General features: G+C 66.1%; 17 protein-coding genes, 1 pseudogene and 1 other annotated feature. Of the genes and pseudogenes, 15 read left to right on the top strand and 3 right to left on the bottom strand.

All coding sequences use genetic code 11. The features are described 5' to 3' along the window. Positions 1 to 32 precede the first annotated feature (32 nt). The 4 genes from tig (at position 33) to clpX (ending at position 4,595) form a co-directional block, all read left to right on the top strand. The gene (gene tig, locus IM689_RS09745) at positions 33 to 1,556 is read left to right on the top strand and encodes a trigger factor (protein ID WP_193643817.1); all 1,524 of its coding nucleotides are present in this window, start codon (positions 33 to 35) and stop codon (positions 1,554 to 1,556) included. Positions 1,557 to 1,840: 284 nt separating this feature from the next. After that, positions 1,841 to 2,428 (top strand): ATP-dependent Clp protease proteolytic subunit, encoded by a 588-nt coding sequence (locus IM689_RS09740; protein WP_129663224.1) that lies wholly within the window; start codon positions 1,841 to 1,843, stop codon positions 2,426 to 2,428. 32 nt (positions 2,429 to 2,460) lie between these two features. Beyond that, positions 2,461 to 3,123 (top strand): ATP-dependent Clp protease proteolytic subunit, encoded by a 663-nt coding sequence (locus IM689_RS09735; RefSeq protein WP_047311361.1) that lies wholly within the window; start codon positions 2,461 to 2,463, stop codon positions 3,121 to 3,123. 233 nt (positions 3,124 to 3,356) lie between these two features. Continuing rightward, positions 3,357 to 4,595 carry an ATP-dependent Clp protease ATP-binding subunit ClpX gene (clpX, locus tag IM689_RS09730; protein WP_129662879.1) on the top strand — a complete coding sequence of 413 codons (1,239 nt, stop codon included), beginning with the start codon at positions 3,357 to 3,359 and terminating at the stop codon, positions 4,593 to 4,595. A gap of 90 nt (positions 4,596 to 4,685) precedes the next feature. Here clpX and valS read toward each other — a convergent pair whose 3' ends face one another. Next, the gene (valS, locus tag IM689_RS09725; RefSeq protein WP_193643816.1) at positions 4,686 to 7,367 is read right to left on the bottom strand and encodes a valine--tRNA ligase; all 2,682 of its coding nucleotides are present in this window, start codon (positions 7,365 to 7,367) and stop codon (positions 4,686 to 4,688) included. A gap of 164 nt (positions 7,368 to 7,531) precedes the next feature. On the opposite strand from valS, the gene IM689_RS09720 reads away from it, so the two are divergent. Beyond that, positions 7,532 to 8,119, top strand: a complete 588-nt coding sequence (locus IM689_RS09720) for a T6SS immunity protein Tdi1 domain-containing protein (RefSeq protein ID WP_129662884.1) — start codon at positions 7,532 to 7,534, stop codon at positions 8,117 to 8,119. 74 nt (positions 8,120 to 8,193) lie between these two features. On the opposite strand, the gene IM689_RS09715 is transcribed toward IM689_RS09720, so the two are convergent. After that, complete coding sequence (locus IM689_RS09715) at positions 8,194 to 8,904, bottom strand: SDR family oxidoreductase (protein ID WP_129662886.1); 711 nt, start codon at positions 8,902 to 8,904, stop codon at positions 8,194 to 8,196. Positions 8,905 to 9,011: 107 nt separating this feature from the next. Here IM689_RS09715 and IM689_RS09710 point away from each other — a divergent pair. The 7 genes and pseudogenes from IM689_RS09710 to ndk all read left to right on the top strand — a co-directional run bounded on the left by IM689_RS09710 (position 9,012) and on the right by ndk (position 19,566). Further along, positions 9,012 to 10,240, top strand: a pseudogene (locus IM689_RS09710) (IS3 family transposase). Next, positions 9,287 to 9,404 (top strand) — a sequence feature (AL1L pseudoknot). (Overlaps the previous pseudogene by 118 nt.) 123 nt (positions 10,241 to 10,363) lie before the next feature. Next, the gene (locus tag IM689_RS09705; RefSeq protein WP_165357827.1) at positions 10,364 to 12,694 is read left to right on the top strand and encodes a protein kinase domain-containing protein; all 2,331 of its coding nucleotides are present in this window, start codon (positions 10,364 to 10,366) and stop codon (positions 12,692 to 12,694) included. Between the two features lie 345 nt (positions 12,695 to 13,039). Beyond that, positions 13,040 to 16,420, top strand: coding sequence for an isoleucine--tRNA ligase (ileS, locus tag IM689_RS09700; protein WP_129662891.1), 3,381 nt, complete (start codon positions 13,040 to 13,042; stop codon positions 16,418 to 16,420). Continuing rightward, positions 16,417 to 17,820 carry a bifunctional folylpolyglutamate synthase/dihydrofolate synthase gene (locus IM689_RS09695; protein WP_193643814.1) on the top strand — a complete coding sequence of 468 codons (1,404 nt, stop codon included), beginning with the start codon at positions 16,417 to 16,419 and terminating at the stop codon, positions 17,818 to 17,820. Before ileS ends, IM689_RS09695 begins: the two co-directional genes overlap by 4 nt. Further along, a complete protein-coding gene (locus tag IM689_RS09690) occupies positions 17,817 to 18,227 on the top strand; it encodes a DUF4233 domain-containing protein (RefSeq protein WP_118913048.1) in 411 nt (136 codons plus the stop codon). The genes IM689_RS09695 and IM689_RS09690 overlap by 4 nt, the downstream gene beginning before the upstream one ends. Then, a complete protein-coding gene (locus IM689_RS09685) occupies positions 18,224 to 19,090 on the top strand; it encodes an undecaprenyl-diphosphate phosphatase (RefSeq protein ID WP_118913049.1) in 867 nt (288 codons plus the stop codon). The genes IM689_RS09690 and IM689_RS09685 overlap by 4 nt, the downstream gene beginning before the upstream one ends. 47 nt (positions 19,091 to 19,137) lie before the next feature. Beyond that, complete coding sequence (gene ndk, locus IM689_RS09680; RefSeq protein WP_193643813.1) at positions 19,138 to 19,566, top strand: nucleoside-diphosphate kinase; 429 nt, start codon at positions 19,138 to 19,140, stop codon at positions 19,564 to 19,566. A 64-nt stretch (positions 19,567 to 19,630) separates the two neighbouring features. Here ndk and IM689_RS09675 read toward each other — a convergent pair whose 3' ends face one another. Continuing rightward, a complete protein-coding gene (locus IM689_RS09675) occupies positions 19,631 to 20,191 on the bottom strand; it encodes a DUF2087 domain-containing protein (RefSeq protein ID WP_193643812.1) in 561 nt (186 codons plus the stop codon). A gap of 263 nt (positions 20,192 to 20,454) precedes the next feature. Here IM689_RS09675 and IM689_RS09670 point away from each other — a divergent pair, with 263 nt between their 5' ends. The 3 genes from IM689_RS09670 to mreC all read left to right on the top strand — a co-directional run bounded on the left by IM689_RS09670 (position 20,455) and on the right by mreC (position 23,430). Next, entirely contained in the window at positions 20,455 to 21,489 is a 1,035-nt protein-coding gene (locus IM689_RS09670) for a putative sugar O-methyltransferase (RefSeq protein ID WP_193643811.1), read from the top strand. A 76-nt stretch (positions 21,490 to 21,565) separates the two neighbouring features. Beyond that, positions 21,566 to 22,591, top strand: coding sequence for a rod shape-determining protein (mreB, locus tag IM689_RS09665; protein WP_129662902.1), 1,026 nt, complete (start codon positions 21,566 to 21,568; stop codon positions 22,589 to 22,591). Continuing rightward, entirely contained in the window at positions 22,588 to 23,430 is an 843-nt protein-coding gene (mreC, locus tag IM689_RS09660) for a rod shape-determining protein MreC (RefSeq protein ID WP_193643810.1), read from the top strand. The genes mreB and mreC overlap by 4 nt, the downstream gene beginning before the upstream one ends. The last annotated feature ends 5 nt before the right edge of the window (positions 23,431 to 23,435 follow it).

Raw genomic sequence — 23,435 nt, 5'->3', positions numbered from 1 at the left:
GACCCATCCCATCGACTACTGGAGTACACGCTGTGAAGAGCGCTGTCGAGACCCTCAACCCGACGCGGGTCAAGCTGACCGTCGACGTGACTGCCGAGGAGCTCAAGCCGAGCCTGGACAAGGCGTACAAGACGATCGGCGAGCAGGTTCAGATCCCCGGCTTCCGCAAGGGCAAGGTTCCCGCGAAGCTCATCGAGCAGCGCTTCGGCCGTGCAGCCGTCGTGCAGGAGGCCGTCAACGAGGCGCTCCCCGAGCTGTACACCAACGCGATCGTCGAGAACGACATCAAGCCGCTCGGTCAGCCCGAGGTCGACATCACCGACTTCCCGCTCGAAGAGGGCCAGGGCCTGACGTTCACCGCTGAGGTCGACGTCCGCCCCGAGATCAAGCTCCCCGCCTTCGACACCCTCGAGGTCGAGGTCGACCCGATCGAGGTCAGCGACGCCGACCTCGACGAGCGCATCACCGAGCTGCGCGAGCGCTTCGGCACGCTCAAGGGCGTCGAGCGCAAGGCCAAGAAGGGCGACTTCGTCTCCATCGACCTGTCCGCCACGATAGACGGCAACGAGATCGACTCCGTCTCTGGCGTCTCCTACGAGATCGGCTCGGGCACGATGCTCGAAGGCCTCGACAAGGCGCTCACCGGCCTCAAGGCCGGCGAGGAGACCACCTTCACGTCGCCGCTGGCCGGTGGCGAGCACGAGGGCCAGGACGCCGAGTGCACCGTCAAGATCGAGTCGGTCAAGGAGCGCGAGCTCCCCGAGCTCGACGACGAGTTCGCCCAGCTGGCCTCGTCCTTCGACACGCTCGACGAGCTGAAGGCCGACCTTCGCTCCGAGGTCGAGCGCACGAAGCGCTTCGAGCAGGGCGTCCAGGCCCGTGACAAGGTGCTCGACGCGCTTCTGGAGGCCATTGACATCCCCGTCCCGGACGGCGTCGTCAACGAAGAGGTGCACAACCACCTCGAGGGCGAGAACCGCCTCGACGACGACGAGCACCGTGCTGAGGTCACCGAGAGCACCCGCAAGCAGGTCGCCACGCAGCTCCTGCTCGACGAGATCGTCGAGACGCAGGAGATCCAGGTCGGCCAGGAGGAGCTCATCGAGTACCTCATCATGTCGGCGCAGCAGTACGGCATGGACCCGAACACCTTCGCCCAGGCGCTCGACGCCCAGGGCCAGGTGCCGGCCATCATGGGTGAGGTCGCTCGCCGCAAGGCGCTCGCCACGGTCCTCGAGTCCGCCAAGGTCAAGGACACCGCGGGCAACGTCGTCGACCTCAACGAGGCCGTCGACACCGGTGACGACGAGGCCGACGCGGACGGGAAGCCCGCTGAGGAGAAGTCGGCCAAGAAGGCAGCTGCGAAGAAGAGCACGGCCAAGAAGGCCGCTGCCAAGGACGGCGACGAGAAGCCGGCCAAGAAGGCTGCCGCGAAGAAGAGCACGGCTAAGAAGGCCGCTGCCAAGGACGGCGACGAGAAGCCGGCCAAGAAGGCAGCTGCCAAGAAGAGCACGGCCAAGAAGACCGCGACGAAGAAGGCTGCCGACGACAAGTGATGTCGCCGCAGGCCTGAACGCCAGCAGGAGCGCGGCTCCGCACGCACACCCGGTGCGAGCGGAGCCGCGCTCTCGTCATCGGGCCGCAGTTTTGCGTGTGCCTCGCGTCAGTCGGTCAGCGCCCGCGCTTGCGCTCAGGGCGAACACCGGCCGGGACGGGGACGAAAGTCGCGGGCCCGCGCGTTAGGGTCAGTGAAGAGTGCAAGCATGGTGTCATCCGCGTGCCGGGTGGCAGATTCGGATGGAGTGATCCCTTGACGACAGCCAAGTCCTCGGACGTGGTCATGGCGAGCCAGCAGATGGCTGCCGGTCTCGACGACCAGATCTACAACCGCCTCCTCAAGGAGCGCATCATCTTCCTCGGATCGGACGTGCGCGACGACAACGCGAACGCGATCTGCGCGCAGCTTCTCCTGCTCGCTGCCGAGGACCCGGAGAAGGACATCTGGCTCTACATCAACTCCCCGGGTGGTTCGGTGACCGCTGGTATGGCCATCTTCGACACGATGCAGTGGGTGCCGAACGACGTGTGCACCGTGGCCATGGGCCTCGCTGCCTCGATGGGCCAGTTCCTGCTGTCCGCCGGCGCTCAGGGCAAGCGCTACGCGACGCCGCACGCGCGCATCATGATGCACCAGCCCCTCGGTGGCATTCAGGGAACGGCGTCCGACGTCAAAACTCAGGCCGAGCAGCTGCTGCACATCAAGAAGCAGATGGCCGAGCTCATCGCAGAGCACACGGGTCAGCCGGTCGAGAAGATCGAGTCCGACTCGGACCGCGACCGCTGGTTCACGGCGAACGAGGCCAAGGAGTACGGCTTCGTCGACCACGTCTTCGAGCGTTCCTCGGACGCGACGAAGTCGTCCAACTGATCGCCGCCCGCGACTACTGACGGAGTAATTCAATGAACTACACGAACCCGACGGGCGCTCACGGCGGCGTGACGGCGCCGATGCCCACGAGCCGCTACATCCTGCCGCAGTTCGAGGAGCGCACCTCCTACGGCACGAAGCGCCTCGACCCGTACACGAAGCTGTTCGAGGACCGCATTATCTTCCTCGGCGTCCAGGTCGACGACGCGTCGGCCGACGACATCATTGCGCAGCTCATCGTCCTGGAATCGCAGGATCCGGACCGCGACATCCTCATGTACATCAACTCGCCCGGTGGCTCGTTCACGGCCCTCACGGCGATCTACGACACGATGCAGTACATCCGCCCGGACGTGCAGACGTTCGTGCTCGGCCAGGCCGCTTCGGCCGCCGCTGTGCTGCTGGGTGCCGGTGCGCCGGGCAAGCGTTTCGCGCTGCCGAACGCTCGCGTTCTCATCCACCAGCCGGCCATGGAGGGCTCGGGTGGCCAGGCCTCCGACGTCGAGATCCAGGCCAACGAGATCATGCGTATGCGTGACTGGCTGGAGGAGACGCTGGCCAAGCACTCCGGTCGCAGCCTCGAGCAGGTGCGAGCCGACATCGACCGCGACAAGATCCTCACGGCCGAGATGGCCAAGGAGTACGGTCTCGTCGACGAGGTGCTGCAGAGCCGCAAGGCCTCGCTCGAGCAGTGATGCCTCGCGCTGTGAACGCGACGTGACGACACGAACGCGCCGGTGCCCTTCGGGGGTGCCGGCGCGTTCGCGTAGGTGACGCGGGCTTTCCGCCGGTGGCGAACAGGCTCGCGTCGAGCCGCCACGCGCGGTTCAATGATGGGGGAGACGTGCGCGGTGAACTACCGTCGTACGGTGCACTTCACGGGGGCGATCCCCGTGTTGTCTAGGTAGGACGACGAAGGGAACGACCGGTGGCACGAGTGGGCGAGAGCAGCGATCTGCTCAAGTGTTCGTTCTGTGGCAAGAGCCAGAAGACGGTCAAGAAGCTGATTGCCGGCCCCGGCGTCTACATCTGTGACGAGTGCATCGACCTGTGCAACGAGATCATCGAGGAAGAGCTGACCGACTCGGTCGATCTCGGCCTCGAGAAGCTGCCGAAGCCGCGCGAGATCTTCGACTTCCTGCGCGAGTACGTCATCGGCCAGGACGCCGCCAAGCGCGCCCTCGCCGTCGCGGTCTACAACCACTACAAGCGCGTCCAGGCGTCCGACTCGACGTCGAAGGACCCGGTGGAGATCGCCAAGTCCAACATCCTGCTCATCGGCCCCACCGGCTGTGGCAAGACCTACCTCGCCCAGACGATGGCCAAGATGCTCAACGTCCCGTTCGCCATCGCGGACGCCACGGCGCTGACGGAGGCTGGCTACGTCGGTGAGGACGTCGAGAACATCCTGCTCAAGCTACTGCAGGCCTCCGATTTCGACACGAAGAAGGCCGAGACCGGCATCATCTACATCGACGAGATCGACAAGGTGGCCCGCAAGAGCGAGAACCCGTCGATCACGCGCGACGTCTCCGGTGAGGGCGTGCAGCAGGCGCTGCTCAAGATCCTCGAGGGCACGGCCGCCTCGGTGCCGCCCCAGGGTGGGCGCAAGCACCCGCACCAGGAGTTCATCCAGATCGACACGACGAACGTGCTGTTCATCGTCGGTGGTGCGTTCGCGGGCCTAGAGAAGATCATCGAGGACCGCAACGGCAAGAAGGGCCTCGGCTTCGGCTCGCAGCTGCACACGCCCGCCGGTGGCGATGCCTCGATGGCCGAGGTGCAGCCCGAGGACCTCATGAAGTTCGGCCTCATCCCCGAGTTCATCGGTCGTTTGCCCGTCATCACGACCGTCGAGCCGCTCGACCGTGAGGGCATGGTGAGCATCCTCACCGAGCCGAAGAACGCGCTCGTCAAGCAGTACAAGCGCATGTTCGAGATCGACGGTGTGAAGCTCGAGTTCACGCCCGATGCCCTGGACGCCGTCGCCGAGCAGGCGATGAGCCGCGGCACCGGCGCTCGCGGTCTGCGCGCCATCCTCGAAGAGGTTCTCCTGCCGGTGATGTTCGACGTGCCGAGCGAGGACGACATCGACAAGGTCGTCGTCACCCGCGAGGTCGTGCTCGACCGCGTCGACCCGACGATCGTGCGTCGCCGCGCCGCCTGATTCACGCTCTCGCCGCCACGGCTAAGGGCGAGAACGAACGAAGCGGCCCTGACCTTTCAAAGGTCAGGGCCGCTTCGTCGTGTCACTGCGTCACTTCTGCTTCGGCGGGGGAGGCGTGAGCTCTGCGTCGCGCACGACGAGCGTTGCGCCCTCGGTGTCCTCGACCGCCGTCGTCATACCGGTGATGCGACCTGCAGCGCGCAGATCGGCCTCACCCTTCTCGGCGGCTGCGAGAGCGTCAGCCGGGCCCGCGAGCGTCATCGACGTGACCTCGGCACGCATGCCGAGCTTCGCGTCCGACTTGGCGCGGCGCACACCCGCGAGAGCCTGCGAGACCACCGTGAGAACCTTCGCGTCGGCGTCGGCCGGGAGCGTCGAGCCTGTGACCGACGGCCACGGCGCGCGGTGGATCGAGTCCGCGTGCGTCCACGACCACACTTCCTCCGTGGCGTACGGCAACACCGGCGCGAAGAGGCGCAGCAGCACGTCGAGAGCGATGCGGACCGCAGCCTGGGCCGAAGCGGCCTCGGCGTCGCTGAACTTGCCGTCACGGTTGTTGGCGCGCTCCTTGACGAGCTCGATGTAGTCGTCACAGAACGTCCAGAAGAACGTCTCGGTCAGCTCGAGGGAGCGGGTGTAATCCCAGGCCTCGAAGCCCTTCGTGGCGCGTTCGACGACGTCGTGCAGCGTGGCCAGCATCGACGTGTCGAGCGGCTGCGTCACGAGCGCGAGCAGGTCACCGTCGGCGGCGCTCGGCTCCGGCGTCATGTACGCGAACTTCGAGGCGTTGAGGATCTTCATCGCGAGGCGACGGCCGACCTTCATCTGACCCGTGTCGTACGCGGCGTCGGTGCCGAGGCGCCCGGAGGCGGCCCAGTAGCGCACGGCGTCGGCGCCGAACTCCTTGACGACGTCCTCGGGCGTCTGCGCGTTGCCCTTCGACTTCGACATCTTCTTGCGGTCCGGGTCGAGGATCCAGCCGGAGATGGCCGTGTTCGTCCACGGCACCGAGCCGTTCTCGTGGTGCGCGCGCACCGCCGTCGCGAACAGCCAGGTACGGATGATGTCGTGGCCCTGCGGGCGCATGTCCATCGGGAAGATCTTGGCGAACAGTTCGGCGTCGCTGCCGTGGGCGCTGCCGTCGGCGATCGGCCAGCCGGTGGCGATCTGCGGCGACAGCGACGACGTCGCCCACGTGTCCATGACGTCCGGGTCGGCGACGAAGCCACCCGCCTGGCCGCGCTGGGACTCGTCGTAGCCCTTCGGTGCCTGACCCTGCGGGTCGATCGGCAGCTCGGACTCATCGGGCACGATCGGGTTGTCGTAGTCGGTCTCGCCCTGGGCGTCGACCGGGTACCAGATCGGGAACGGCACGCCGAAGAAGCGCTGGCGGGAGATGAGCCAGTCGCCGTGCAGGCCCTCGATCCAGTTCGTGTAGCGGCTCTGCATGAAGCCCGGGTGCCAGGTCATCTCATTGCCGCGTTCCACGAGGGCAGCGCGCAGGTCGGCGTCGCGGCCACCGTTCTTGATGTACCACTGGCGGCTCGTGACGATCTCGAGGGGCTTGTCGCCCTTCTCGAAGAAGTTGGCCTTGCGCTGGGTCTTCTTCGGCTCACCGTCGAGGTCGCCGGAGGCAATGAGCGCCTTGACGACGTTCTCGCGTGCCGTGAACGTCGTCTTCGTCGCGAGTTCCTCGGCGAAGAGCTGCTCGCCGGGGCCCCCCGCGATCCACTCCGGGGTCTCTGCGGTGATGCGGCCGCTGCGGGTGATGATCGAGCGGGTCGGCAGCTGCAGTTCGCGCCACCACTGCACGTCGGTGAGGTCACCGAAGGTGCAGCACATCGCGATGCCGGCGCCCTTGTCCATCTCCGCCATCGGGTGCGAGAGCACGGGGATCTCGACGCCGAACAGCGGGCTCGTGACCGTGGTGCCGAACAGCGGCTGGTAGCGCTCGTCGTCCGGGTGCGCGATGAGCGCGACGACGGCGGGCAGCAACTCGGGGCGCGTCGTCTCGATGTAGACGCGGCCGTCGTCAGCAGCGTCGCTGTGGAACGCGACGCGGTGGTAGGCGCCCGGGTAGTCGCGCGCTTCGAGCTCGGCCTGGGCGACGGCCGTCTGGAACGTGACGTCCCACAGGCCGGGAGCTTCCTGCTGGTAGGCCTCGCCGCGCGAGAGATTGCGCAGGAAGGCCTGCTGCGCAACGGCGCGGGAGCGCTCGTCGATCGTGCGGTAGGAGACGTTCCAGTCCACGCTGATGCCCAGGCGATGGAAGAGGGCTTCGAAGGTCTCCTCGTCCTTGACGGTGAGGACGTCACACAGCTCGATGAAGTTCTGACGTCCGATGGGCTGCTGGTCGGCGGCCTTGACGCTCTTGCCCTCGGCGCCCTCGAGCGGCGGCGTGTAGTTCGGGATGTACGCCTTCGTCGCGTCACCGCGCACGCCGTAGTAGTTCTGCACGCGACGCTCGGTGGGCAGGCCGTTGTCGTCCCAGCCGATCGGGTAGAAGACCTCGCGGCCCTGCATGCGCTGGTAGCGCGCCATGCAGTCGGTGTGGGTGTAGCTGAACACGTGACCCACGTGCAGTGAACCGGACGCCGTCGGCGGGGGCGTGTCGATGGCGAAAACCTGCTCGCGCGGCAGGTCGAGGGCGCGCTCGCGGTCGAAGGTGTACGTGCCGTTCTGCTTCCATACCGCGCCCCACGTGTCTTCGAGTCCGTCGACGGTGGGCTTGTCCGGCATGGGACGAGCGGTGGGCGTGGAGTCAGCAGTCATGGGGCTATGTTTTCATGCCCTTTCACCTCGATGCGACAACGCCCGCGCCGTCCGCCTAGTCTTAGAAGGAATGGGCGTGCCCCGCGACAGCACGGGCGCGCGACGATGAGGCGTTCGCGCAGTGGCTGCGAGTCGGTGCGTGAACCCGAGAAGGAGTAAGTCCGATGAACTTTGACTCGCGTGGGTCCTTCGCGCTGGAGCCGTTCGTCTCGCGGTACGCCCCCACCCAGGTGACGCCGGTCGGGGAGGGCTTCCTCGAGTACGCGCAGGGCAAGCTGCCCTCGTCGCTCGTCGAGCTGTACCGCCGCCACGGCCTCGGCTGGTACGGCCAGCAGGAACTGTTGCTCGTCGACCCGAGCCGGTGGATGCCGGTGCTCGTCGAGTGGTTCGGCGCCGACGTGTCGAGCATTCCGTTCGCCGTGACGAGCTTCGGGCACGTGTACCACGTGGCTCCGTCGGGCCAGGTCGAGTGCCTCGACCCGCACTTCCTCACGAACACGGTGGTCGCCGGTTCTGTCGAGGAGTTCTTCACCGAGCACCTGCTCTCGCAGAACTCGCACCTTTCCGACCTGCGCGGCCCGCACCAGGGTGCGCGATCGAAGCTCGGCCCGCTGGGCGACGGCGAGCTGTACTACTTCACGCCGATGCTTCCCCTGGGCGGCTCCGTCAGCCCCGAGTCGCTGACGAAGGGCGACGGCGTCCAGCACGCCCTCCTGACCCACCGGATGGTGCGCGAGCAGCGTCAGCGCTGACGGAATCTGATGTTGTGTTGTTTGCGCGCCACATACGGCGCGTAAACAACACAACATCGGGGCGTTGTGGACGCTCAGGTGCGGTTCGTGGCCGCGGGGCCGGGGCGAACCGAGACCATGTCGAAGTTGGCGTCCGGCGAAGCCGTCAGCGCAGCGCGGACGGCGTTCGCGACCGATTCCGGGCGCAGGTAGTTCTCCGCGTCGTACTCGCGCCCCTCGAACTCGTTGAGTTCGACCTGCATGTCCGTGGCGACGCGGCCGGGGTGCACGGAGGAGACACGGATCCCGGTCGGACGAAGCTCCTCACGCATCGCATCGGTGAGCGCGCGGGCGGCGAACTTCGACGCCGAGTAGACGCCGCCAGGCCCGTTGGCCGTGAGACCCGAACCCGAGTTGATGACGACGACCGTGCCGGACGCCTCTTCGAGCGCGGGCAGGAGCAGGCGCGTCAGATCAGCGACGGCGAACACGTTCACCTCGAAGGTGCGGCGCCAGTCGTCACGGGTGAGGTCGCGGAAGGCGCCGCTGCCGAGCAGACCCGCAGAGTGCACGAGGCCGTCGAGTCGTTCGAGGCCTAGTTCATCGACCGCCCTCACGACGGCGTCGCCGTCGGTGAGGTCGGCCGCGAACGGACGAGCCGACGGGTACTGCTCACACGCGGCGTCGACGGCAGCCGGGTCGGTGCCACCGACGACGAGATCGTGATCCTCGGCGAGGGCGTCACAGATCGCCTTGCCGATGCCGCGGGTTCCTCCAGTGACCAACACGGCGGAATCAGTCTTCATGAGATCAGTCATCATGGGGTGAACTTTGGCACGAAGGCGCGCCGAACTGCAGACAAGGTGAAGCGCACTGGGTTTGGTTCCGACTTTACTGAGGGAAGAATCGGATCATGCTCAGGCACTACGCGCCGGAGTTTCGTGAGCATGCGGTCAGGATGGTGGCCGACAAGGTCGCTGCTGAGGGTTGTTCGCAGCGTTCGGCCTTGATCGCGGTCGCGACATCGCTCGGAATCTCAGACCCGACGTTGCGTGGCTGGAGGCGTTCACCGCGCGTCGCGTCTGCCACGGCCGCGCCTCCGCGGGAGTCGCTGGAGGAAGAGAACCGGCGCTTGCGCCGTGAACTGGCAGAGACCAGGCGGGCGAACGAGATCTTGAAGAAGGCATCGGCATTTTTCACGGCGGAGCTCGACCGCCCCACGACGAGATGATCCGGTTCATCGACGAACACCGTGATCAGTTCGGGGTCGAGCCAATCTGTCGGATCCTGGGCGCGACGGGCTGTGGGTTCATCACTTCCCGTGGTTACCGCGCTGCGAAGGCGCGCCCGCGCTGCGCGCGGGCGATTCGTGACGAGGTCCTTGTCGACGAGATTCGGCGGGTGCACGCGCAGAATTACGGCGTGTACGGCCACCGCAAGATGTGACACGCGGTGCGCCGTGAGGGCTGGGTGATCGGGCGCGACCAAACCGCCCGGCTTATGAGAACTGTTGGGCTGCACGGTGTTCGGCGCGGACGCCGCCCCTTCACGACCGTTGCGTCGAAGGTGCCCGATCACCGCCCGGACCGGGTCGAGCGTGACTTCCACGCGCCGTTGCCGAACGAGTTGTGGGTCGCCGACATCACCTATGTCAGGACGACGAGCAGCTTCGCGTACACGGCATTCATCACCGACGCGTGCACGCGCAAGATCGTCGGCTGGTCAGTCGCGTCGTCGTTGACGACGCAAGCGTTGCCGATGATCGCGTTGCAACAGGCCCTGGCCACGACGCCGGCGGCACGTGAGGGCGGCAGGCTGGTGCATCACAGCGACCGTGGAGTCCAGTACGTCAGCCTGGCCTACACCGACACGTTGGCCGAGCATGGTGTCGCCCCGCCGGTTGGGACGGTTGGTGATTCGTATGACAATGCCTTGGCCGAGACGGTCAACGGCTTGTACAAGGCGGAATTGATCTACTCGCGTACGACGTGGCCGTCGACATCAGCGGTCGAGTTGGCAACGCTGGAGTGGGTCACGTGGTGGAACCACCAGCGCCTGCACGAAGCACTCGGCTACCGCACGCCGGTCGAGGTCGAAGCGGCCTACGATCAAGCCCGGACGAGAACCCTCGTCACCACATAAGCGCGGAACGAAACCCAGTGCGGTTCAAGGTGGTAGACCTGAAGGGTGTACTCGAACCGGCGCCGCATGTAGGATTAGCTCCAAACGCGCCCACCAAAATTGATGCCCCGAGGGAGATGTTTCATGGCGGATAGTCTTACGACGACACCCACGACGTTTCGCGCATTGACGAACGAGTTCGCCCTGAAAGCCCGCCCGATTGTCCTGGTGGTAGGGGCTGGTGTGAGTAAAGGAATCGGCCTCCCGTTGTGGGGTTCGTTACGCGACCAGGTCTGCGACTGCCTCCTAGGCGCCGCTCTTCCCGGAGCGGAAAGCGAGGCCAAGCGCCACCTTCTCGAAAGCGCTAAGTGCGAGGACGATCTTTGGGTGGCCTTCGAGCGGATGAGCGAGGCAGGCGGGCGCCCAGAGTTTTCGAGCGCCATTAAATCAATTCTTAAGGTTGACGGCAATAGCAGCTTTGGTCTTTATGAGGATCTTTGGAGATTGCCCATTGCTGGAATTGTCAATCTCAATATCGATGAAGCGGCGCATTTCGCGTATGCGAAGGCTAGGTCAGGTGCAGCTCCGGCTCATTATCACGTAGGTGCAGAGGTTGAAGGCCTCGCCCATAATGTCGGGGAGGGCGGGCGCCCGTTCCTCTGGCAGCTCCACGGCGCATTGGAGAATGACAAGTCTTGGGTGATGACACGGGCAGATCTTGAGCGCCGCCTCAAGAATGTGGAGGTTGCGTCCACAATTCGAGATATCTTCGACCGGTCCACCGTTGTGTTCATCGGGGTGGGACCGCAAGATGAAGCAATCGCGGCAGTATTAAAGGCTCTGAAGAGTGAAGGCAGGCGTTACGAAGACCGCTACTGGGTCACGGACCATGTTGATCTTCAGTCGTCTAAATGGGCCGAGGAAAATGACGTTCGCGTGGTGGGATACTCCGCTGGCCGCCATGGCGATTTGCTTCAAATGGTACGTGTCTTCTCCCGCGCGCAGCCCGCAGACCGGACTCTGTCCCCCGATTTCAAGTCATTCGGAGGGCGCATAAGGCTTCCGGAGTCAGCGGACGAAGCGGCGGGGATGGATGAGGATGATCTTCGCGGGGCTCTCAACGAGAAGGCTCTAGAGATCGTTGGACGGTCGGGCCTGAGTGACGAGTTCTATGAATTTCTCGAGAAGTACGATCGGTCTATCTATAAGTCTTGGTACCTCCCGGCTAAGGTGCGCGACTATCCCTTTATGGGGTATGAGTTGCAAGACGACGGGCGCGCCGGTGCATTCGGTCGAGTTTTCCCCGCTCTCGATGAAAACAAGCAAATCTACGCAGTGAAGATTCTTCGAGAGGAGCAGCGTTCGAACATTGACATGATGGTTGCCTTTAGGCGTGGCGTACAGGCGATGAAAATATTGACCGCTTACGGCATTCCTGGAATGGTTAGATATGTGGAGTCTTCTGAGATTCCTGCCATGGTGGTGATGGATTATATTCACGGTTCAACTCTTGCCGAAGTTGTCGAAAATCGACTCGTGACCGAGTGGCAAGATGTGCTTTCCCTGGGTTCCCGCTTGGCTGAGATCATTGAAAGTGCCCATGGCTTGAAGGAGCGAGTTATTCATCGCGATATTCGCCCGGGGAATGTTATGATTTCGTCGCCGTGGGAGAAGACGAGTTGGGAGGTGACGGTGCTCGATTTTGATCTTTCGACATATGTTCGCGCCGACGACAGGACCTTTCTTGCGGACAAGAGTACCGGGCCTACTAGCTATCTTGCACCTGAGCAGCTATCTCGCGAAAGAAGTGCGGAGGCAAAGAACGCTCTTGTCGACTCGTTTGGAGTGGGAATGACGCTCTATTACCTCTGTTCTCAGCGTGAGCCGGCGAGATATGATCCGGTTGAGTTCGAGAAAGAAGTTTTCCGTGCGTGCCGAGTTTTCCCATCCTCCAAATGGCGATCGCTTCCTGTTCGATATGCTCGGTTGATTAATTCCTGCATCGCAAATGATCAGCGTCGGAGGCCGACCATGAGCTATATCAGGGCGGAATTGAAGGCGCTCGAGGAAGCTCACCTGGATCCGGATCTGGTAGAGGATGCCAATCTTTTGGTTGATGAGTTGGTTGCTCGCTGTGACCCGATTTCAGAGCGTGATTTCACGCTACTCGAAGGAGGTGTTGAGGTGCGCCTGGTCAGTGGCGTCAAATGCCAGATTCGTGTGGTCTCTCGAGCGGCAATCGAGGTCGTGCTTGAGTGGGCTGCTGACGCATCCGTTGCGTTTTCCTCGAGGAATGGCGTCCATGAAAAGTGGACTTCGGAGCTCAAGCGGGGCGGATGGGTCGTGAGTCGCGCTTCGGGGGCTGGTGGCGCTGCTCACGTAGTGGCCTCCACCGCGCCCTCCCCGCGGGCGGGAGAGCTTGATCGGCTCGCGGAAGCGCTGGGGAATGCCATTGACGCTACCCCAGCCTACTGAGAGCTGGCAGGGGACCGTGATAGGAGCGGAGTAGCGGGAGGATCTCGGTTAAGATTCCCGGTGAGTGGCAGGCAAGCTCTTGCTGCGGTTGGTGGCTGTCACGCTACGATAGTCGTAACGACGTTGGAGCCGTCATCAGCGGCGAGTCCCCGGAAGAACAGTGCCACCCCACGGAGGCACTCAGTAGAACCGGGCGGGAGTGGCCCGTCACAGCCGGCATGAAGCGGTCAGATCGCTCCCTGCGCACGCGGGTTCGAGATGGCAAGCAAGGTGGTACCGCGAGGTTCCGACACACGTCGGTGCCGTCGTCCTTGCATACGACCTGACCGCGCAAAGGATGCCGCCATGACCTATCCCAAGGTCGATCTCACCCAGAATGCCACTGCCGCAGATCAGCACGCCGGTGAGGCATTCGGTATCAAGGGCGTGCCCTCCTCGCCCGCGTTCCCCGACATCGAACGCGCAGTCCTCGACTACTGGGCGGCCGACGACACCTTCCGCGCCTCGATCGAACAGCGCGACGCCGGTGAGAACGGCGAGAACGAGTTCGTCTTCTACGACGGCCCGCCCTTCGCCAACGGTCTGCCGCACTACGGCCACCTCCTCACGAGCTACGTCAAGGACCTCGTGCCGCGCTACATGACGATGCGCGGCAAGAAGGTGGACCGTGTCTTCGGGTGGGACACCCACGGCCTGCCCGCCGAACTCGAGGCGATGCGTCAACTCGGTCTGAAGACCAAGGACGAGATCGTCGAGATGGGCATCGAGGCGTTCAACGACGCCGCCAAGGCGAGCGTCATGAAGTACGCCGACGAGTGGGTCGACTACGTCGGGCGCATGGGCCGCTGGGTCGACTTCGAGCGCGGCTACCGCACGTACAACGCCGGCTACATGGAGTCGGTCATCTGGGCGTTCACATCGCTGTACGAGAAGGGCCTCATCTACGAAGGCCTGCGGGTGCTGCCGTACTGCTGGAACGACGAGACGCCGTTGTCCAACCACGAACTGCGCATGGACGAGGACGTCTACCAGAATCGGCAGGACCCGGCGGTCACCGTCGGCTTCACCCTCGAGACGGGGGAGAAGGCACTCATCTGGACGACCACGCCCTGGACTCTTCCGAGCAACCTGGCCGTCTCCGTCGGCCCGGACATCGACTACGTCGTCGTCGAGGCGGACGCCCCCACCGGCTCGAGCGAGCGGTACGTCATCGCCGAAGCGCGCCTCGCTGCCTACGCCAAGGACCTGTTCGGCGAGAAGCTCGACGCCGACGCGCTCGCCGGGAAGGTCGTCGAGCGGCTGAAGGGCCGCGACCTCGTCGGACGCCGCTACACCGCACCCTTCACCTACTTCGCGAACGAGGAGAAGCTCGCGGGCAGCGCGGCGTGGAGCATCCTCTCGGCCGACTACGTCACGACCGACGACGGTACGGGCCTCGTCCACATGGCCCCCGCCTTCGGTGAGGAGGACAAGGCCGCCACGGACGCCGCGGGCATCCCACCGGTCGTTCCCGTAGGCCCCGACGGTCGTTTCACCTACCCGGTGAGCGACTACGAAGGCATGCAGGTCTTCGACGCGAACCCGCACATCATCGACCACCTCAAGGCGGCGACGAAGGGTGCGGGCGCGACGGGGCACGTCAGTGACGGCACGGTGCTCGTGCGCCGCGAGAGCTACGACCACTCCTACCCGCACTGCTGGCGCTGCCGTCAGCCGCTCATCTACATGGCGGTCAGTTCCTGGTTCGTCGAGGTGACGAAGATCAAGGAGCGCATGCTCGCGCACAACGACGAGATCACCTGGGTGCCCGGCAACGTCAAGCACGGACAGTTCGGCAAGTGGCTGGAGAACGCCCGCGACTGGTCGATCACCCGTAACCGCTTCTGGGGCAGCCCCGTTCCCGTGTGGAAGTCGGACAACCCCGCCTACCCGCGCATCGATGTGTACGGCTCCTTCGCCGACCTCGAGCGCGACTTCGGCACGCTGCCGAAGAACGCCGCCGGCGAGCCCGACCTGCACCGTCCGTTCGTCGACGAGCTCACGCGCCCCAACCCGGACGACCCGAGCGGCCAGTCCACGATGCGCCGCGTCAGCGACGTGCTCGACGTCTGGTTCGACTCGGGTTCGATGAGCTACGCGCAGGTGCACTACCCGATGGAGAACGAGGCGTGGTTCGAGAACCACTTCCCGGCCGACTTCATCGTCGAGTACATCGGCCAGACGCGTGGCTGGTTCTACACGCTGCACATCCTCGCGACCGCGCTGTTCGACAAGCCGGCGTTCAGCTCCGTCATCTGTCACGGCATCGTGCTCGGCAGCGACGGGCAGAAGATGAGCAAGTCGCTGCGCAACTACCCGGACGTCTCGGAGGTCTTCGACCGTGACGGCGCCGACGCGATGCGCTGGTTCCTCATGTCGAGCCCGATCCTGCGCGGCGGCAACCTCTCCGTCACCGAGCAGGGCATCCGCGACGGCGTGCGTCAGGTCATGATGCCGCTGTGGAACGCGTGGTCGTTCTTCGCGCTCTACGCCAACGCCTCGAACGGCGGCGAGGGCTACGAGGCGAAGTGGACGACGGGCTCCACCGACGTCCTCGACCGCTACCTGCTCGCCAAGCTGCGCGACCTCGTCGAGACGGTCCAGGCTCAGATGGACGCCTACGACATCGCCGGGGCCTGCGAGAGCGTGCGCGGCTTCCTCGACGTCCTGACGAACTGGTACATCCGTCGCAGCCGTGAGCGTTTCTGGGGCACCGGCACGTCCGCGGAGACGGGTGAGTCGCACGAGTCCCTGTCGTCGGAGGCGTTCGACACCCTCTACACGGCCCTCGAGGTCGTCACGCGCGTCGCCGCTCCGCTGCTGCCGTTCGAGACCGAGCAGATCTGGCGCGGCCTCACCGGTGGCCGCTCGGTGCACCTCACCGACTGGCCGGTCGTCGACGACCTTCCGGCGAACGACGAACTCGTCGCCGCGATGGACCGCGCCCGTGAGGTCTGCTCGGTGACGCTCGGCCTGCGCAAGGCGGAGCGCCTGCGTGTGCGTCTGCCGCTCGCGAGCGTCACGGTGGTCGGTGAGAACCCGCACCAGCTCGAGGAGTTCGCGAGCCTCGTCTCCGACGAGGTCAACGTGCGTCACCTCGTCCTGGCCGACTCGGCCAGCGCCGACGCCGACCGCTTCGGCGTGAGCCAGCGCCTGTCGGTCAACGCTCGCGCTGCCGGCCCGCGCCTGGGCAAGAACGTCCAGCAGGCCATCAAGGGCAGCAAGTCGGGTGACTGGTCGGTCGACGCGAACGGCGTCGTCACCGCCGGCGGGCTCGAACTCGTCGAGGGCGAGTACACGCTCGACATGGCTGTCGACGCCGACAAGGCCGGCGCCAACACGGCGGCAGCGATGCTGCCGAGCGGCGGTTTCGTCGTCCTCGATACCGAAGTGAGCCCAGAGCTCGCCGCCGAGGGGCTCGCCCGTGACGTCGTGCGCGCCGTCCAGCAGGCCCGCCGCGACGCCGGACTCGACATCTCCGACCGCATCTCGCTCACCGTCACCGGTGACGACGAGGTCTGGGGCGCCACCGTCGCGCACCAGGACCTCATCATGCGCGAGACGCTCGCCGTCCAGTTCGGTTCGGCCGGTGCCGCGCACCAGCTGCCCGAGGGCGTCGGTACCGAGGCCGAGGTCGGCGACAAGCAGAAGGTTCGCATCGTCGTGAAGAAGGTGGAGGGCAAGTGACGCCCACGAAGCGAAGCGGCGCTCCTGACGCCGAGGCCCGCGAGGCCGAGCACCAGGCCGCGCTGCGCCTGCGGGTGCGCGAGATCGAGGACTCGATCCTCGCGCGCACCCCGGAGAACAACCCGGAGCCGTCGCTCGAGCGCGTGCGCCGGGCGATGGAACTGCTCGGCGACCCGCAGAAGACGTTCCCGATGATCCACCTCACGGGCACGAACGGGAAGACGACGACGACGCGCATCGTCGAGCGGGTGCTGCGCGAGCACGGCCTCAAGACCGGCCGGTTCACCTCGCCGCACCTGCACGACTTCCGTGAGCGCATCGCGCTCAACGGGGAACCGGTCGACCCGGAGCGCTTCGTCGCGGTCTGGGAGGACGTGGAGCCGTTCATCGCGATGGTCGACGCCGAATGCCTCGCCGCCGACGAGCCGACGATGACCTACTTCGAGGTCCTCGTCGTCCTCGCCTACGCCGTGTTCGCGGACGCGCCCGTCGACGTCGCCGTCGTCGAGGTCGGCCTCGGCGGCGTGTGGGACGCCACGAACGTGGCTGACGGCGTCGTCTCCGTCATCACACCCGTGGCCATCGACCACACGCGCCTGCTCGGCGACACCCTCGAGGACATCGCGGGGGAGAAGAAGGGAATCATCAAACCGGGCGGCATCGCCGTCGTCGCCGAACAGGCCCCCGAGGTCGACGAGATCGTGCGCGAGTACTGCCTCGAGGTCGACGCCACGATGCTGCGCGAGGACGACGCCTTCGGCGTGACAGCCCGCGAACCTGCCGTCGGCGGACAGATGATCTCCGTGCGTGGCCTCGCCGCCGAGTACGCCGATCTGTTCCTGCCGCTCTTCGGCGAGCACCAGGCGCACAACACGGCGCTCGCGATCGCGGCTGTCGAGGCGTTCCTCGGCGGGGGCGAGCATAAGATCGACGACGACGTCCTGCGCGCTGCGCTCGAAGGCGTGACGTCGCCGGGTCGTCTCGAGATCGTGCGTCGTTCGCCCACGGTCGTCGTGGACGCAGCGCACAACCCGGCCGGTGCTGCCGCGTTGCGTGAGGCGCTCGCCGACTCGTTCCAGTTCAACCGCCTCGTGGGTCTCGTCGCCGTGCTCGCGGACAAGGACGCCGAGGCCATCCTCACGGCCCTCGAGCCGACGCTCGACCACGTCGTCGTCACGCGCAACACCTCGCCGCGCTCGATGGCGCCGCGGGAGCTGGGCACGCTGGCGGCCGAGCTGTACGGCGACGACCGTGTCACCGTCATCGAGAACCTGCCGGACGCGCTCGACCACGCCGCACAGCTGGCCGACGAAGAGGGCGTCGGCGGTGGTGTGCTCGCCACCGGGTCGGTCATCACGGCCGCCGAGGTGCGCATGCTCCTGGGGGTGACGAACTCGTGATCGCCGAATGGATCCGGCGATTGCGTTTCACCGGCATCGGTGAGCGCAAGACGCGACAGCTCGCCGGCGCGACGATCGGCTGCCAGGCGTTCATCCTGTTCTTCTTCGCCCTCACGGCGTGGGGTCTGGAGAACGCCGAGCACCCCGACGGCGGCGGCAACCAGAGCCTCTACCTCTGGGGTGGCCTCGGTCTGGCTGTGCTTTGTCTGTACGCCTCCGCGTCGATGCGGAAGTCGATCGGCATCCCCCTAGGGTGGGTGCTTCAGGTGGCTACGTTGCTCACCGCGTTCATCGCACCACTGATGCTCATCGCCGGGTTGCTCTTCCTCGCGCTGTGGATCACCGCGCTCGTGCAGGGCGACAAGATGGACGAACTGACGCGCAACTTCGTTGGGAGTAATACATGAACTGGCTCGAGGCGATCGTCCTCGGCGTGGTGCAGGGACTCACCGAGTTCCTGCCGATCTCGTCATCGGCGCACCAACTCCTCGTCGGGCGCATCTTCTTCGGCAACGACGGTGGTGGCGCGGCCTTCACGGCGATCAACCAGCTGGGCACCGAGGCAGCCGTCCTCGTCTACTTCTGGAAGGACATCGTCCACATCGTCAAGCAGTGGTTCGGGTCGCTGACCGGCAAGGTCGAGAAGAACGACCCGGACGCTCGCATGGGTTGGCTCGTCATCATCGGCACCATCCCGATCGCCCTGCTCGGCATCCTGTTCAAGGATGCGATCGAGGGCACGCTGCGCAACCTGTGGATCACCGCGACGATGCTGCTCGTCTTCGCGCTCGTCATCATGGTGGCCGACATCCAGTCCGACAAGCGCCTCGAGAACAAGCAGACGGAGAAGGACCTCGAGCACCTGTCGTGGGCCGACGGCCTCAAGTTCGGTCTCTTCCAGGCGCTCGCGCTCATCCCGGGTGTCTCGCGTTCGGGCGGCACGATCGCCGGTGGTCTGTTCATGGGCTACTCGCGTCCGGCGGCAACGCGCTACGCATTCCTCCTCGCCATCCCGGCCGTGCTCGCCTCGGGCGCGTTGCAGGTCGTCGAGGTCGCCTCGGCCGGTAAGGACGCCGACTCGGGCAGTTGGGGCATGATCGGTATCGCCACCGTCATCGCCTTCGGTGTCGGCTACGCCGTCATCTCGTGGCTGATGAAGTACATCTCGACCCACAACTTCCGCCCGTTCGTCATCTACCGCATCGGGCTCGCGCTCGTCATCTACGTGCTGCTCGCCACCGGCGTCGTCGACGCCGCCGTGCACGCCTGACATCATCCGAAGCAAGCATTCGAAAACTTCCTCTGGAGGAACCCGTCATGACCGCACAGACCGAGTGTTCGCTCGTCATCGTCAAGCCCGACGGCTACCGTCGCGGCCTCACCGGCGAGGTCCTGCGCCGCATCGAGGCGAAGGGTTACACCCTCGCCGCGCTGCAGGTCACCGAGGCCACGCGTGAGCAGCTCGCCGAGCACTACGCCGAGCACGAGGGCAAGCCGTTCTACGAGCCGCTCGTGGAGTTCATGGGCTCCGGCCCCGTCGTCGTCGCCGTCATCGAGGGCAACGACTGCATCAAGGGCTTCCGTTCGCTCGCCGGCGCCACCAACCCGACGGAGGCCGCCCCCGGTTCGATCCGCGGCGACCTCGGCCGCGACTGGGGCCTCAAGGTGCAGCAGAACATCGTCCACGGCTCCGACTCCACGGAGTCGGCCGAGCGCGAGATCGGCATCTGGTTCCCCAACCTCTGATCGACCACGTGACGTGAAGGAGCGGCGCGCCCCGGTGGGCGCGCCGCTCCTTTGCTTTGTTGGGTCACCCGGGGTTGCCCCCGGCTCCGGCCAGGTACGCCGAGAGCCACAGCCGCTCCCACTCGGGAAACTCGTGGGCCCAGCGCACGTCACGCTCCGGCACTCGCCCGGCCAGCCGGTAGATGCCGGCCGAGCGCGTCAGGTAGCCGACGTTGACGAGTTCGCGGCGCAGGTACGCGACGTCCTCATGGACCGGTGCGAGCACAGCGCCCACCTCGGCTTCGGTGTACTCGCGATTTGGCTCGAAATGCCGCACGAGATCGAGAAGCACGGCCATGCGGGTGCTCCGTTTGGTCGGGATGGACAGCAAGCGGCGCCCCTCGGCGTCGAAGAACGGGCGAATCGTGCGGCGCTGCTGTGCCGCCGCGCGCTCATGGGCCGTTGCGCCGGCGGTGGACGATCGGACGCCTGCGGATGCGTCGGCGCTCGCTTCGTCGTGTGGAGCGTCGTTCCTGGCGGAGTTGCGCGAAGCGTTCTCGAAGTGGCTTCGTGCGAGGGCGTAGTTCTCACCCGTCTCGCGCATCCGAGCTCGCACGAGTCGCTTGAAATCCTGGTCACGTGTCATGTCACACCTCACGGTCTGCGTCATCCCCAGCATGAACCGCAGCCGAACGTGTGCATGTGCGGTGAAGGCGTTGCTCGGCTCGAGAATCTGCTTCCCTTCACGCCGTCCGCGTGAGCTGGGGTCACGCGGTGCGCTGGGCGCGAGCCTGCGCCGACCCTCATTCTGCCCGTGGCAGGGCGAACGGCGCGAGTGGTTTTCGAGAAGACCAACGGCAGACGTGAGACCCTGAACGCGGGCGCCCGAGTTCACCTCGAGGAGGCATCGTGAGCGCATCGTGGAACGACCTGACCGAGCGAACCTTGTGTGAGATCGAGGGCGTGAACGAGCAGTTCCGCCCGACGAACTTCTGGGGGCCCGGCCTGCGTGAGCTTCTCCACGACCTGCAGGAGCGGGGCCTCGAGGAATTCAAGCGCTGGCCAACCGCGTCGTTCTGGTTCTATCCGCTCTACGGAGACGGTTATTCCCCGGCGTTGAGCGAAGAGCTCCTCGACGTGGCACGAACGAGCCGGGAGGGCGTCAACCCGGGATACTTTCGGGCCGCACTCAGCGGCAGTCGCGACGCGTGGCGCGATCACGACGTCGCGAGCGCGTGGTGGAACACCGAGCGGTGGCCGTTCGATCTGCGCTCGCACGGTGAGAGTCGCGTGGGCCGTCCGCCGCAGGCGTTCCCCGTGACGAAGGACGATTCGGCGGTCACCGTCGGACGCGCCTACAACAACTACCTTCTCGTTCTCGCCGCGCTGTCGCAGCACGTCGACGCACCGCCGTCGAGTTTTCTCGAGATCGGCGGCGGCTTCGGCGCCCTCGGCGAGATCCTGATGAGCCGCGACGAGAACGTGCGGTACGTCAATGCCGACATCCCACCCCTCCTGACCGTTGCGTCCTGGTACCTCACCGAACTGTTCGGTGATCGTGTGACGACGTACCTCGACCGGCCGGATGCCGGCCCGCTCACCGTGCCGAACAGCGGCGTCGTTCCGAACTACCGCCTGCCGGACCTCGAGGAGGATTTCGAGGTCTTCGTCAACTCCTTCTCGTTCCAGGAGATGGAGCCCGACGTCGTCGAGAACTACGTCGATCTCGTCTGCGGCACGGGTATTCGCTATGCCGTCTCGCTCAACTCGCGCGAGGGCAAACAGCGTGCCGCCGCGCCGGGCGAGCACGGGGCCCTGGATCCGGTGACCTCCGAGCGCATCGCCACGATGTTCGCCCGTCACGGGTTCGAGGTGGCCGGTCGCTACAACGACCCGTATGTGCGCAGCGCCGGGGAACTGCTCGTCATGAAGCGGCGCGGGTGAACACCGCTGCCGCGTCGAGGTGTCGCCCGCGTGGACGTGCCGCGAACGTCCAGCCGAGTTTGAAATACTCGGCGGCGTGTTCGAGCGCCTGAGAAACCCGTCCCGCGACCTCGCGATCGACCTCGGCACCGCGAACACCCTCGTCTACGAAGCGGGGGAGGGCATCGTCGTCGACGAACCGAGCGTGGTCGCGCTCGACGCTGCCACGGGCCAGCTCCTCGCCGCAGGGTCCGATGCCAAGGAGATGCTCGGGCGAGCTCCGGCGAAGGTGCGCATCGTGCGTCCGCTCGCCGCGGGCGTCATCAGTGACGCCGACGCCGCCGAGCGGATGTTGCGCTACTTCATTGCCCGCTCCCGACCGTCGCGCCTCATCCGCCCGCGCATCGTCGTCTGCGTGCCCTCGGAGGTGACGGGCGTCGAACGTCGCGCGCTCGAGGACGCGGCGATGCGCGCCGGGGCGCGGCGGGTCGACGTCATCGAAGAGGCGGTCGCAGCTGCCCTCGGTGCCGGCCTGAACGTTCACGGGACGGCCGGCGCGATGGTCGTCGACATCGGCGGCGGCACGAGCGACGTCGCGGTCACGAGCCTCGGCGGCGTCGTGCGTGCCCACTCCGTGCGCATCGGGGGCCACGACCTCGACGACGCCATCGCGAACCACGTCAAGAACGAGTACGCGCTCCTGCTCGGCGAGCGCAGCGCGGAGACGATCAAGACGGCCATCGGCTCGGCCTTCCCCATGAGTCACGAACTCACCCACGAGGTGCGCGGTCGCGACCTCATCACGGGCCTTCCGCGTGCGGTCACGCTGACGAGCGGTGAGATCCGCCGAGCCCTCGAACCGCACCTGCTCACGATCTGCGAGACGGTGCGCTCCACCCTCGACTCCTGCCCTCCCGAACTGGCCGGCGACGTCCTCGACGGAGGCATCGTCCTCACCGGCGGGGGAGCGATGCTGCGCGGCCTGGACGTGCGCATGAGCCACGAGTTGGGCGTTCCCGTCCGGTTGGCCGAGGATCCACTGACCGCGGTCGTCACGGGCGCGGGCACGTGCGTCGAGGATCCAGCAGCGACGCGGTCGCTGCTGTCGCAGGTGGAGCGTTGAGGCGAGATTCGGGTGCGTCCGCGGCGGTGGCTGCGCCGGGACGCGGTACCCGGTCGCGCGCCCGACGCAGGCGCATCGGTGTCGCCGTCCTCCTCGTCATCGCGCTCGTCGTCAACCTCGTTCCGCCGGTGCGCGACGGCGTCAGTTCGCTCCTGTCACGTGGCGTGACGTCTCTCGTCTCGTCCCTCACCGGGCGCGACGCGGAGGTGAAGCGCCTGACGAAGGAGAACCTGGCCGTGAGCGAACGCGCTCGATCGGCCGAGGAGCGACTCGCAGCGGTCGAGGAATCGGCAACGCTCTCCGAACGATTCGGGGGCGGCAAGCACGATGTTGTCGTCGGTCATGCCGTCGCCTTCACGCCGGCACCTTCAACGGGTAGCGAGCGGAAGGTCGAACTCGACATCGGCTCGCGCGACGGCATCTCACTCTCGCAGGCCGTCGTGGGCAATCGCGGCCTCGTGGGGCGCATCACCGCAGTCCGGGCCGACTCCTCCACGGTCACGCTGCTCGCCGACCCTTCGTCCGTAGTGGGGGCGCGCGTCGAGCGCACCCGTTCCCTGGTCCGACTCAGCGGGAGCGCGCCGGCGGGTGTGGCCAAGCGAAGCGGCAGCGAGGTCAGCCTCGTCGTGGCCGACGGAGGTTCGGTACGCATCGGCGACACCGTCGTCACGGCAGGCAGCCCGAACGGGTTCCCGTACCCCGCCGGTATTCCGCTCGGGAAGGTGAGCCGCGTCGAGGCCGACCACGGTCAGGCGGAGCGCAACGCCGCCGTGCGTCCCTTCGTCGACCCCGGTGCGCTTGAGGTCGTGGGTGTTCTCGTGCCGCAGGAGAACCACTGATGGCG

Source organism: Dermacoccus barathri (genome assembly GCF_015070805.1).
GTDB classification, from domain to species: domain Bacteria; phylum Actinomycetota; class Actinomycetes; order Actinomycetales; family Dermatophilaceae; genus Dermacoccus; species Dermacoccus abyssi.
The sequence above is the reverse complement of the archived record's forward strand: the minus strand, read 5'-3'. Positions and strand labels throughout refer to the sequence as shown.